11 protein-coding genes are annotated in these 11,845 nt (G+C 58.4%); 8 read left to right on the forward strand and 3 right to left on the reverse strand.

Annotated elements, in window-relative coordinates; all coding sequences use genetic code 11:
* Nucleotides 1-73 precede the first annotated feature (73 nt).
* The 5 genes from JNM28_00365 (at nt 74) to hemW (ending at nt 5,639) form a co-directional block, all read left to right on the forward strand.
* Nucleotides 74-640 (forward strand): hypothetical protein, encoded by a 567-nt coding sequence (locus tag JNM28_00365; protein MBL8066884.1) that lies wholly within the window; start codon nt 74-76, stop codon nt 638-640.
* 103 nt (nt 641-743) lie between these two features.
* Nucleotides 744-2,711: a 2-oxoisovalerate dehydrogenase gene (locus tag JNM28_00370; protein MBL8066885.1), complete on the forward strand. Its 1,968-nt coding sequence runs from the start codon at nt 744-746 to the stop codon at nt 2,709-2,711.
* Between the two features lie 65 nt (nt 2,712-2,776).
* Nucleotides 2,777-4,225 (forward strand): type II toxin-antitoxin system RelE/ParE family toxin, encoded by a 1,449-nt coding sequence (locus JNM28_00375; protein ID MBL8066886.1) that lies wholly within the window; start codon nt 2,777-2,779, stop codon nt 4,223-4,225.
* Nucleotides 4,225-4,521: a hypothetical protein gene (locus tag JNM28_00380; GenBank protein ID MBL8066887.1), complete on the forward strand. Its 297-nt coding sequence runs from the start codon at nt 4,225-4,227 to the stop codon at nt 4,519-4,521. The genes JNM28_00375 and JNM28_00380 overlap by 1 nt, the downstream gene beginning before the upstream one ends.
* Nucleotides 4,518-5,639, forward strand: coding sequence for a radical SAM family heme chaperone HemW (gene hemW / locus JNM28_00385; GenBank protein MBL8066888.1), 1,122 nt, complete (start codon nt 4,518-4,520; stop codon nt 5,637-5,639). The genes JNM28_00380 and hemW overlap by 4 nt, the downstream gene beginning before the upstream one ends.
* Nucleotides 5,640-5,643: 4 nt before the next feature.
* Here hemW and JNM28_00390 read toward each other — a convergent pair whose 3' ends face one another.
* Complete coding sequence (locus JNM28_00390; protein ID MBL8066889.1) at nt 5,644-6,216, reverse strand: hypothetical protein; 573 nt, start codon at nt 6,214-6,216, stop codon at nt 5,644-5,646.
* A gap of 186 nt (nt 6,217-6,402) precedes the next feature.
* Here JNM28_00390 and JNM28_00395 point away from each other — a divergent pair, with 186 nt between their 5' ends.
* Nucleotides 6,403-8,013 (forward strand): methylcrotonoyl-CoA carboxylase, encoded by a 1,611-nt coding sequence (locus JNM28_00395; protein MBL8066890.1) that lies wholly within the window; start codon nt 6,403-6,405, stop codon nt 8,011-8,013.
* Nucleotides 8,014-8,018: 5 nt separating this feature from the next.
* Here JNM28_00395 and JNM28_00400 read toward each other — a convergent pair whose 3' ends face one another.
* Complete coding sequence (locus JNM28_00400; GenBank protein ID MBL8066891.1) at nt 8,019-8,840, reverse strand: helix-turn-helix domain-containing protein; 822 nt, start codon at nt 8,838-8,840, stop codon at nt 8,019-8,021.
* 197 nt (nt 8,841-9,037) lie between these two features.
* Between JNM28_00400 and JNM28_00405 the strand changes: the two genes are divergently transcribed.
* Together JNM28_00405 and JNM28_00410 are read left to right on the forward strand one after the other, a co-directional pair.
* The gene (locus JNM28_00405) at nt 9,038-9,697 is read left to right on the forward strand and encodes a hypothetical protein (protein MBL8066892.1); all 660 of its coding nucleotides are present in this window, start codon (nt 9,038-9,040) and stop codon (nt 9,695-9,697) included.
* A gap of 142 nt (nt 9,698-9,839) precedes the next feature.
* Nucleotides 9,840-10,796, forward strand: a complete 957-nt coding sequence (locus tag JNM28_00410; GenBank protein ID MBL8066893.1) for a glycosyltransferase family 2 protein — start codon at nt 9,840-9,842, stop codon at nt 10,794-10,796.
* Here the strand turns inward: JNM28_00410 and JNM28_00415 are convergent.
* A complete protein-coding gene (locus JNM28_00415) occupies nt 10,788-11,840 on the reverse strand; it encodes a M42 family metallopeptidase (protein MBL8066894.1) in 1,053 nt (350 codons plus the stop codon). The genes JNM28_00410 and JNM28_00415 overlap by 9 nt on opposite strands.
* Nucleotides 11,841-11,845 lie beyond the last annotated feature (5 nt).

Here is an 11,845-nt window from a genome sequence, read left to right on the forward strand (position 1 = left end):
GGAATTTACCGTCCCTTACACCATCTCGTACGTCTGACAAACAACCGAGTAAAATTGCTGGAAACCAGCGATAATGGCCACCGACGAACGTAACCCCCGAACCCGCCGCATGATGTTTGGGTGTCTTGGACTCTTTATCGGTATGGTCGTCGCATTTTGGATTTGGCTCGGCCCACTTCTGATGACGGCCCAAAAACGAGGATTTTTTTCGCCCCAGGTCAAGCGCAAGTATGAGGGCGACACGATGACCAACCTCAAGGACATCCACACCGCCTTGATGCTTTACCAAGAGTCCGAGGGTCAGTTGCCGTTTGCCGAATCCTGGATGGACGCCACTTGGCGCCGACTCCAAACGGGCGACATGGTGGAAGAAGAAGCCAAGAAAAAGCTCAAATCGCCCAGCGTTCTGCAGCAAAACCCCCAGGGCTTCGGCTACGCCTTCAACGACTTGGTCAGCGGAAAGTACTCGTCAGATATCAAAGATCCGGCCAAGACCCCCTTGGTCTTCGACAGCAGCGATATCACTTGGAACGCCCATGGGAACCCCGCCCAATTGGCCCCCAACCCACCACGGCCGGAAGGGAACTTTGCCCTGACCGTCGAGGGGAACGTTGTCAAGCTGGAATCTCTACTGAAATAAGCCCCAGATTCCCAGGAAACGTCCCCTTGGGCTCAAACAGCCCCTTAGCTATACTGGAACCGGGCCCCTGAGGAGGCCGCTTTCAAAGACGAAAGGAACAACCATGTCCGTGATTCAACAAACCAAGCCGCTGATAAAGATTGACTTCCTGCGCATGATGATGACGTCGCGGGAAGGCGATCGCCGGGAAGGCATCCTGTTGCGCCAGAGCAAAGGATGGTTCCAGGTCAGCGGGATGGGGCACGAAGCGTTGGGGGCCATGGCCCACCTGTTGAACGCCGACGACTACCTGTTCCCCTATTACCGCGACCGCGGCCTGATGTTGGCCCGCGGGATGAGCACGCAAGATTTGGCGCTGGCCTACTTTGCCAAGCGGGATTCCAGCAGCGGCGGCCGGCAAATGCCCGGCCACTACAGCAGCCGCAAACTCAAAGTCGGCAGTGTCTGCACTCCCACGGGGGGTGGCCTGATCCCCGCCGCCGGGGTTGCGTGGGGCATCCAGCTTGACGGAAAGGACAACGTGGTCATTGCCACAATTGGCGACGCGGCCATGCGCCAGGGTGAGTTCTACGAAGCCTGGGCCTTTGCTGTGCAAGAAAAGTTGCCGCTCATCATCGTCATTGAAGACAACAAGTACGGCATCAGCACCCCGACTGAAAAGTTCATGGCTTTGAACCACGATGGGATCATCGCCCGCGACTTTGTGATCAAAGCGGATGGCCGGACAGTAGATTCGGTTCTGGAAGCCTCGGGCAAGGCGATCGCCAAAGCCCGCGCCGGCGATGGGCCCAGCATCCTGTGGTTCGACCTGGACCGCCTGAGCAGCCACACCAGTTCCGATGACCACCGCACATACCGAGACGCGGACGAAATCGCCGAGATGGCCGACCGAGACCCGATCAAACTCCTGAAAGACGAATTGATCGCCGCCGGGGAACTCACCGAAGAAGGGTTCCAAAAACTTCAAGAAGAGATCATCGCCGAAGTCGACGCGATTTACCGGGAAGCGGAACAAGCCGAAGACCCGCGGGCCGATGAAGTCCAAGACCACCTTTGGGGCGTTCCCGACCAACCGGCGACCCCGCCGATTTCAACCGGCAACCAAACCATGGTCGAGGCCATCAATACCACGCTGGAAAAAGGGCTGGCCGGCGATCCCGATATCGTCTTTTTTGGCGAAGACATTGAAGACCCCAAGGGGGGCGTGTTCAAACTCACCGAAGGGCTTAGCGACAAGTACCCCAAGCAGGTGTTCAACAGCCCGCTCGCCGAAGCAACCATCATCGGTGTCGCCGTTGGGCTTTCCATGTACGGTAAGCGCCCAGTATTTGAGCTCCAATTCGTCGATTTCTTTTGCCCGGCCATGAACCAGATCATGAGCAATGTCAGCACCACCCGTTGGCGCAGCTTTGGCGATTGGCCGACCCCGATGACCGTTTACGCCCCCTATGGCGCCTATCTGCCCGGCGGATCGCTGTGGCACAGCCAGAGCAACGAAGCCTACTTTGCCCACACTCCTGGGCTCAAGGTGGCCATCCCTTCCACGCCTGAAGATGCCGCCGGCCTGTTCTGGACAGCGATGCACTCCGATGACCCATGCTTCATTTTTGTGCCCAAGCACATCTTCCGCAAGCGGGTCGACGTGGCATCGGTCGAACCGTTAGGGTTTGGCAAAGCTAGGGTGGTGCGCAGCGGGTCAGACCTGACCATTGTCACCTACGGGAACACCATCGAACTCGCCGTCGAAGCCGCCGACAAACTCGCCGCCGAAGCCTCGGTCGAAATCATCGACATCCGCTCGCTGGTTCCTTTGGATAAGGAGGCCATCGCCACCTCGCTGGAAAAAACTGGCCGCCTAGTCGTGATCCAAGAGGACACCAAAACCTGCGGATTTGGGCAACACATCATCAGCGAAGTGGTCTCCGACCCGGACGTGTTCGGTACGCTGTTCAGCAGCCCGCAACTTGTTGCCCGGCCCGATGTCCACATCGGTTACAACCCGATCTACGAATATGCGGCCTTGCCAGATGTCGATGAAGTCTTGGCCGCCTGCCGAACTGCCCTCGAATAACCGGACCGACAACTCCTCAAAGGCATTTTCCGGCGGCAAACCCGATTCCCCGCTAAAATAGGGGAATGATCCGCCACGCCTTTGTAGCCGCGGCCATGGTGGCAGCTGTTGCCGCCCACGCCCAGTTCGGCCCCATCAAGCCGCCGGAGATCAAAATCCCCGGACTGGACACCCTGCTCAAAGGCGAGCCGCCCCTTAGCACCACCATCAAAGACGCCAAGATTTGGGGCTGGCCAAACCTCGCCAAAATCGAACTCCGCAACCCGGTCACCCTTAGCGATGCGGATCGCAACGCCGACCACCTGTTTACGCTGGCCCCCGGCCACTACAAAATGACCGTCAAATCGTTTTGCGGCAAGGGTTACACCTATGGCCCCACCAAAGGTGAGGGTTATGTCTGGGGCCCCTGGAAAGGCTCGCGGCAGGCATTCATCAACACGCTCCTGCACGCCTACAACGCGAAAGGTGATGTGCCCCAAAGGAACGTCCAACTCCTCATTTGGCAAGTACTGGCCCGGGTCAAACCCCAAGATATGTCGCCCGAGGCAAAATCGGCCCTCCTCGCGCTCGTCGGCGAAAAGGGGCTCGACGTCCTGAAAGACGGGGCTGCCGACTACATGACCGGAAAACTAGCCGAGGAACTCTATAAACAAGCGAGCAAAGAGCTCCGCCCGTTCATCGAATACGACAACAAAATCCGGGGGCTGAGCCGTCAGGCCAACGCCACCTACGAACAGTTTGAAAGCCTCGCCGTGTTGCCGGCCCCCCAAGACACCCGGTCCGAAATCGGCCGAGGTGTTTGGAACATCTCGCCGAGCGGGTACATGATCCGGTACCAACCCCACGGCTACAGCCAAACCGACGTGGAGGTCATCGTTCCGCGCGTGGCCCACTTCGTCCGCGATGACGAACGGCGGGTGACCGCCGTGACCTGGGAGGACGGGATGCGGGTGGAAATCACGTATTCCGATGATCCGGCCCGGGAGATCCCTGGCGAACCTGCGATGAAAATCTGGAACGTCGCCCAGGTCAAACTCACCCCGGCCGGCGGGGGCGAACCGTTGGTTTCTTCAAAAGCCGACTATGTCCTGAAGGGTGTCCCTCGCAAAAAGCGTGAGGCAACCAACACCCCGTTGCACCTCCGGTTCATGAGCATGATTCCGCTCCAAGACTGGATGGGCCGCTATGAACGGGCGCGTGACCTCCACGACCGGATCGAAACTTACGAGGAGTGGTACCAACGCACGCAGAGAATTGAAAATGGGTCGGAGCCCGAAGAAGGGCTGTTCGATTCCAATCACATCAGCGACCTCATCGATTCGATTTTCGGGGGGACGGATGACCGCTTGGAGCAAATCGCCGACACGCATGGCCGCCTCGCCGAGCACCTGTCGCATGCCACGTCGCTCATCGATTCCCTGCCCACCACATCGACGGTCGATCCGGGTGAAGGGATTGCAACCCCCGGCGCCGGAGGGCACCAGCTCATCTTGATGAGCACCAACTCATATTAATGGTCGTCCCCCTTGTGCTTACGGGGCTGATCGCCAAAGATGCCTATGCATCGGCTTTGTCGGAGCGGCTCACACCGCTCCGCAACCGAGACTCGCTGACCGGCACGGAAAAAGCTGCCATCCGCAAGGCCATCGGCAAACGCCGAGTTGTGATGCTCGGCGAACTTACCCATGGCGATGGCACCGCCTTCCGGTTCAAAGTCGCCTTGGTCAATTTCCTGCGTAAGGAGATGGGATTCGATGGGATCCTGTTCCTGGGCTTGATGGAGCCGAGGATCCAACTGTCAAATCCATGAACGATCCCGTTGCCATCTATGTGCACACGCCGTTCTGCCCCAGCAAGTGCGGCTATTGCGATTTCAACAGCTATGCCCTCTCTGGCGACATCATGGCGCGCACATCCGCAGCGACCATCCAGGAAATCCAGCAAAGCCCTCACCGGGGGCGTCCGGCGAAAACGGTATTTTTTGGCGGCGGAACACCAACATATCTGCCAACCGGTCAACTCACCGCCATTCTTGAAGCCATTGTGGATGCCCACCCTCCCATCGAGGGATGTGAGATCACCAGCGAGGCGAATCCAGGGACGATCGATTTCCCCAAGTTCAAAGCAATGCGGGAGGCCGGGTTTAACCGCCTTTCCCTGGGGGCCCAATCGTTCCAAACCCACGACTTGATTCAACTCGGCCGGATCCACGCGCCAGACCATGTCGCCCAGGCCGTGGCGAAGGCAAGGGCCGCCGGGTTCGACAACCTCAACTTAGATCTGATGTTCGCCCTGCCCGGTCAATCATTGCGGGCGTGGCGGCAAAATCTGGAAACCGCGCTGGCCCTCCGCCCGGAGCACCTGAGCCTCTACTGCCTGACCATCGAACCTAACACGCGCTTCTATCGGCACCACTTGCGCGGTCTGCTTGACTTGCCTGGCGAAGAACTCCAGATTGCCATGTACGATGTGGCGATCGAAGCCTGCGAAGGCTCCGGTTTGTACCAATATGAAATCTCAAACTTTGCAAAAACCGGAAGGCAGTGCCGCCACAACCTGGAATATTGGCACGCTCGGGAATACCTCGCCTATGGCCCTGGGGCAGTCGGTTGCCATGCCGTAGATAAGGGCAAGTTCCGGTATACAAACATGAAGCATCCAGAGCGGTATTGCGAGGCCATTGAACAAGGGCTCCCTCTCCACTGCGATACCGAAACGCTTTCCCCGGAAGACGAAGATTTTGAGCGGATTATGCTGGGGCTTCGGCTCAACGCCGGGCTGCCCTCCCAAAACCTGGCCCTAGACTCAAAAGGCCTCCAAACCGCCGCCGCACGGGGGTGGATCGACCGCAACGGCGACAAAATCATCCTCACTGGCAAAGGCCGCCACTTCTGTTCAGAAGTGGCGGTGCTGCTCAGCCCCGGCTAGAGGCTCACTTGCGTTTGCGTGCGGCAACCAATGCCAGTCCGGCAATCCCGATCAACGTGAACGGTTCGGGAACCGGCCGGATGGCGATGCTGAAGTAGTGCTCACCCGCAGTTTGGTTGGACCAGAGACGGCGGGCGTTGATGTCAATGTTCGATTGGGTGCCCCAAGGCCCGGTACCGTTGGGGCCAAGGTCGGTCGGGGTGATGTAATTGACCCCAAAGCCGTTGAGGCTCAGCTGCCAATCGTTGGGGTTGGTCAGCATCGTTTGGGTGTTGTTGAGAAACTCGAACCCCGCATCGCTGAGGGAGGCTTGCCCAATAAACATCGATGGAGCGCCAAAGGCATCCCGGGCTTGGACGTGCAAGTAATTCGTCACGTTCGCCACGAGCGAAATCGATCCCGTCGCGCCGCCACTTTGCCAAGTGCCCGTTTGCTGGCAGATGAGCGTGCCCTGCACCGTATCGTTTGTGGACAGGTAGGCCTCAAAAAAGTCGTCAGCCACGCCGGTGAACGTCAATGTCGTCGCCTGAGCTACAACCCCCGCTGCCAATCCAATTGCAAAAAACGCAAACCTCATGGCTATCAGTTTATCGGGCCGTGAGGATAATTGCTAGTGGCCTAGCCCGTTTCTCTTGGCTTCCACTTTCCGTCAGCCTCAGGCCCCACATGTTTCCTTCGCATCTCGGTCAAATGACATCGGCAAATCAGAAGCAGGTTGAAACTGGGCAACATCCAATCGAACGAGTAAGATCTCTGTGGCCAAATGGAAGTCCTCGAATCGAAGATCAACCTGGGCGACGATGCCCACCGTGCCAACCGGGCTGCCATGGATGCGGTCATGGCTGAATACCGGGCAAACCTCCGGGGTGCGCTTGCCGGAGGCGGGCCGGCGGCGGTGGAAAAGCACAAGTCCCGCGGCAAACTGCTTGCCCGGGAACGAATCGACGCCTTGATCGACCCTAACTCGCCATTCCTGGAATTCTCCACCTTCGCCGCACATAACATGTACGAAGGGTCGGCACCGGCGGCCGGGATTGTGACCGGCATCGGCCGGATCCATGGCCGGGAATGCGTTGTCGTCGCCAACGACGCCACCGTCAAAGGGGGCACCTATTTCCCGATCACGGTCAAAAAGCACCTGCGCGCCCAAGAAATCGCTTTGGAAAACAACCTCCCCTGCGTCTATCTCGTTGATAGCGGCGGGGCGTTTCTCCCCCTCCAAGCCGAAGTGTTTCCCGATAAAGAGCACTTTGGCCGCATATTCTATAACCAAGCCAATTTGTCCTCCCGGGGCATCCCCCAAATTGCCGCCGTCATGGGATCGTGCACGGCTGGGGGCGCTTATGTCCCTGCCATGTCCGATGAAACCGTGATGGTTAGGAACCAAGCCACGATTTTTTTGGGGGGTCCCCCGCTAGTCAAAGCCGCAACCGGTGAAGAGGTCACGGCAGAAGACCTTGGCGGGGCCGACGTCCATACCCGCCTATCCGGCGTGGCTGACCACCTTGCCGAAGATGACGGGCATGCGCTGGAAATCGTCCGCAACATCATCGAGGGTCTTGGCCCCGCCCCGCGGAAATCTTTGGCCGAACCCAATGATCCGGAGGAACCGCTCTACCCGGCCGATGAGATCTATTCCCTGGTTCCGGCCGATAGCAAAACCCCGATGGATATGCGGGGGATTTTGGCGCGAATCATCGACGGCAGCCGCTTTCAGGAGTTCAAAGCCCGTTACGGCACAACGTTGATTTGCGGATTTGCCCGGCTCCACGGCCATCTCGTCGGAATTCTGGCCAACGACGGGATCCTGTTTTCGGAATCCGCCCTCAAGGGGGCGCACTTCATCGAGCTGTGCTGTCAACGGCAGATCCCGCTGGTCTTCCTGCAAAACATCACCGGGTTCATGGTCGGCCGAAAATATGAAAACGAGGGGATCGCCAAAAATGGGGCCAAGTTGGTGACGGCCGTCAGCACGGCGAACGTGCCCAAGTTCACCGTCATCGTCGGCGGGTCTTATGGAGCGGGCAACTATGGGATGTGTGGGCGGGCCTATGGCCCCCGGCAACTGTGGATGTGGCCAAATGCCGGAATCAGCGTGATGGGCGGCGAACAGGCCGCCAACGTCCTTTTGACCGTGAAGGCAGAACAATTGGCTGCGCAAGGTCAAACAATGTCACCTCAAGAGCAAGCCGAATTCAAAGCCCCGACGCTTGCAAAGTACGCCGAAGAATCCAACGCCTACTACGCCTCCGCAAGGCTCTGGGATGACGGGGTCATCGACCCCGTCGATACCCGCCGGGTGCTGGCGCTGGGGATCGAAGCAGCGCGCAACGCCCCGGTTCCAGAGCCGGCATTCAGCCTATTCCGGATGTGAGCCCGTTACCTGGTTTCGCCGTCGAGACTCCGTTTGTACTGCTCGATGCGGTAGATGTCTTTGGGCATGTTCCCCGCCCGGATCGCACGGGGGGAAGCACCCAACCGCAACCGGGCAAACCGGTTCAATTGGTGCAGGTCGCCGAATCCGCATTGGGCTGCGACTTGTTTGATCGATAGTGTGGAAGTGGTCAACAACTCCTCTGCCTTCCTGGCTTGGGCCAATTGGATGAACTGCTTGGGCGTAATGCCGTGCTCTTGCAAAAAGTGACGACCCAACTGGCTGACGGATATCCCGAGTTCCCTGGCAACTGCTGCAACCTTGAGGCCTTCCGGCAGCCGGTCTTCGATGATTTTTTCGGCAAGACCCACAATCGGGTTTCGCCGGACGAGTTCAACCGGTCGAGACACCGACCAGAGCATGGCCCGGGCCACGGTGTTGACATGCGCTTTGGTCGTTCGGGATTCCGCCAGCCCCTTGCGGAACTCGATGTTCCAAAAGTCGCCGGCACCTCCAAGTCCGGCCAGCTGCGGCAAAAGGCGCATCGTTCCGGCCCCTGCGACCCGGAAACTAAAGAAATTGTAAACGTAGGGTGGGTCCCCCTGCCACCGGGCTTCGCACCGCGAACCTGGCGGGATGATGACCAAGTCGTTGACCCTGACGGTAAAGGTCTCGCCATTGACTGTGAACTCCCCTTCGGAAAGGGAATGCAGGCCCTGCCAATGCTCGATGGCCTGAGTCCAAGCCAGGACAGGTTGGTTGTCGCCAAATGCCCCCGATCCGACAACGGGCAGGTCTTCGGCAAGGTTCATCCGGTAAAGGCGCACTGGTCATAATTATGACCAGTAAATTTAAGCTCTTTTCCAGTTTTTATATTCAAATTTATACGGGTTAGTATTCAATTTTAATCACAATGTATCGAAATTTCTCGCGCCAACCGCCACTTTGTTGCCGTACTGATAGAATTGAGGTCAGGTTTAAAGGCCAAGAACACAGATATGCGGCCTTTGCATTGGAGAAAAGTATGAACAGGGTTTTTTTGATTGCGTTGGCGTGCTTGGGGGCATCGGTTGCCTGGGGAGAAGGGTTTGGCCCAACGCCGTACCTTCAAGCCTCAGATTCGCCATGGAACAGCTACACCTGGAGCTACCACCATCTTGAGGACTTTGAAGACAACTTGCTCAACGTCCCCGGGGTGACTGTTGACCACGGGAACCCGTATTCAAACCCGGCCAATTGCGATTCGGTGGACGCCGACGATGGCACCATCGATGGATCAGGTCTGTTGGGCCATAGCCTCTTCTATACCAGTGGTTCGACGGGGGTCAAGTTCACTTTTGATGCCAATGCTTTGGGCCAGCTCCCCAATTACGCGGGGATTGTTTGGACCGATGGAGGCGGCGCAACGACCTTCACCGCATTCGACGCCAACGGTGTGCAGATCGGGCAGATCATCGCCACAACCGCCGACGGGGCCTCGAACGGCCAGACCGCCGAAGACCGGTTCTATGGTTGGCATTCAGATGCCGGGATCGGTTCGATCCATATCAAAAATGCAAGTGGCGGCATCGAGGTCGACCATCTGCAATATGGACTGGGGCAGCCCGTTCCGGAGCCGGCAACGTTCTCGGCCGCCGCACTGCTCGGTTTGTTGGCCCGGCGGAAAAAGAACCGGTCAAACTGACCGTCCCCGACGCCGATTCCCTGGCCCGATCCATCAGGGTTTCCCGGATCGGGCCAGGGGATCATTGGGCACCGGCAATGCTGCCGGATTTGCGGTTCTAACCTGGAGATCGGCCGCAGGCTAGCCTTTATGAACGCTGAGCATGCCTGTTCTCAGCATTGTGATCTTGTCCCACAACCGCCTCGCCGACTTGCAGGCCAACCTGGAATACCTCTTTGCCGCTGGACGCGAAGATTGGGAAATCATTGTTGTGGATAACGCCTCCACCGATGGCACGCCAGAATATCTGGCGGGGCTGGAGCATCCGCGCCTGACCGTCGTTGCCAACCAGGAAAACCGGGGCGTCGCCGGCGGGAGGAACGACGGCTTCCGCCTTGCTAAGGGCAAGTACATTTTGTGCATTGATGACGACTCCCAACCGGAACTCGGCTTCTTGAACGACTTGCCCGCCCTGTTTGCCGCTTATCCCGAAGCCGGTTTGATCACACCCCTCGTGCTCCACGCCCAGGACGGCACTCCTCAAAACGACCACGGGATGGATCCGATGTGGGTCTCCAATTTCCATGGCAGTTGCCACGCCTTTCGGCGTTCGTTGCTGGATGAAATCGGCTTTCAAGATGAACTATGTACGTTTGGGGGAGAAGAAATTGACTTTTCAGTTCGAGCCCACAAAGCGGGCTATCAAACCCTTTACCATCCCGAATATGTCAGTCGCCACAACAGCTTTGTCCGGCCCCCGGCCGAGCAAATGAAGCGGTGGCACCGCTGGGCCTACAACTATGCCCGTGTGCTCGGCAAAAACTTCCCCCCCGAAATGGCCAAAAAGCTGGCCGACGAGCACACCAAGCAATTTGCGCTCAAGTTGGCGCGGGCCGGCCAACCGAGGGGATCCCAAACCATAGCCCAAGAAGGTCTACGCGGACTGATGGAAGGTCTTGCGGCAAACGAGCAATGCCCGGTCGAAACCCAGCGGTTTTACTCCAACCCCGATCTGGCCCCAGAGTTTGGAAACAAGACGATCTTGCGCAAAATCTGGCACAAAGTCGCCAAACCTGGCCCAGCTCCAGACCTGCTTGCCGGCCGGCGGAAACTAGCCTAGATCAAAGGCGTAATCCTTCTTCCCGCAATCTTCGATGTACCGGGCGAGCAGATCGATGGACGCCTGCACGTCGGCCTTGTGAACCGTTTCGTTGACCGTGTGGATGTAGCGGGTCGGGATTGAGAGCGTGAAGCTCGGGATCCCGCCGTTTTGCCGTTGCACTCCACCCGCATCCGTCCCGCCGGCGGGGAGCAACTCGATTTGGTGGGGGATTCCGTGGGTCTCGGCAAGCTCCCGGAAGTGGGCCACCATTTTGGGGTGGCAGATCAACGATGAATCCATAACTTTAATGGCCGTGCCCTCGCCGAGTTTCGTCACGCAATACTCGGCCGGGATCCCTGGGAAGTCGTTGGCCAACGTCACGTCGATCGCCACGCAGTAGTCCGGGTTGATCCCACTGCCGGCCGCGGTCGCCCCCCTCAAACCAATCTCCTCTTGGGTCGTCGCGACGGCATAGACGTCCACGTCGTGATCCCGCGCGGCTTTGACGGCTTCGATCATCACAAAGACGGCGGCGCGGTCGTCCATGCTCTTGCACGTGCAAAGGTCTCCCATGGTTTGGAAGTCCCGGTTCATCGTGACCATGTCGCCGATCCTGATCTGCGCCTTGGCCGAGTCGGCGTCCAAGCCGGTGTCGATGAAATAGTCGTCGTGTTTGGGCGCTTTGTCGGCTTCGGCAGGGGAAAGCAAGTGCTTGGGCTTTGTGCCCAGCATCATCAGCCCGTGTCGCGGTCCGCTTTGGGTGTGGACGATCACGCGTTGGGCTGCCATCATCCGCGGATCCCAACCCCCCAGCGGGTGGATGCGCAAGAACCCCTTGTCGTCAATGAACTTGACGACAAACCCGATTTCATCCATGTGGGCCGCCAGCATCAGCTTTTTGCCGGATCCGCTGCCCCGCTTTAGGCAGATCAGGTTGCCCATGGCATCGGATGAAATATCGCAGAGCCCCTTCAGCTCTCGGTGGACGATTTTGCGGATCGCATCTTCCTGTCCGGGCACGCCATGGGCTTCGGTGAGTTCTTTGAGGAGTTCGAGGTTCATTCGAA

The organism is Armatimonadota bacterium (assembly GCA_016789105.1).
GTDB lineage: Bacteria > Armatimonadota > Fimbriimonadia > Fimbriimonadales > Fimbriimonadaceae > UphvI-Ar2.

Bases quoted from the DNA above. Each gene is read 5' to 3' on its own strand.
- JNM28_00365 (MBL8066884.1), top strand. From the start codon at position 74: ATGGCCACCGACGAACGTAACCCCCGAACCCGCCGCATGATGTTTGGG.
- JNM28_00370 (MBL8066885.1), top strand. From the start codon at position 744: ATGTCCGTGATTCAACAAACCAAGCCGCTGATAAAGATTGACTTCCTG.
- JNM28_00375 (MBL8066886.1), top strand. From the start codon at position 2,777: ATGATCCGCCACGCCTTTGTAGCCGCGGCCATGGTGGCAGCTGTTGCC.
- JNM28_00380 (MBL8066887.1), top strand. From the start codon at position 4,225: ATGGTCGTCCCCCTTGTGCTTACGGGGCTGATCGCCAAAGATGCCTAT.
- hemW (MBL8066888.1), top strand. From the start codon at position 4,518: ATGAACGATCCCGTTGCCATCTATGTGCACACGCCGTTCTGCCCCAGC.
- JNM28_00390 (MBL8066889.1), bottom strand. From the start codon at position 6,216: ATGAGGTTTGCGTTTTTTGCAATTGGATTGGCAGCGGGGGTTGTAGCT.
- JNM28_00395 (MBL8066890.1), top strand. From the start codon at position 6,403: ATGGAAGTCCTCGAATCGAAGATCAACCTGGGCGACGATGCCCACCGT.
- JNM28_00405 (MBL8066892.1), top strand. From the start codon at position 9,038: ATGAACAGGGTTTTTTTGATTGCGTTGGCGTGCTTGGGGGCATCGGTT.
- JNM28_00410 (MBL8066893.1), top strand. From the start codon at position 9,840: ATGCCTGTTCTCAGCATTGTGATCTTGTCCCACAACCGCCTCGCCGAC.
- JNM28_00415 (MBL8066894.1), bottom strand. From the start codon at position 11,840: ATGAACCTCGAACTCCTCAAAGAACTCACCGAAGCCCATGGCGTGCCC.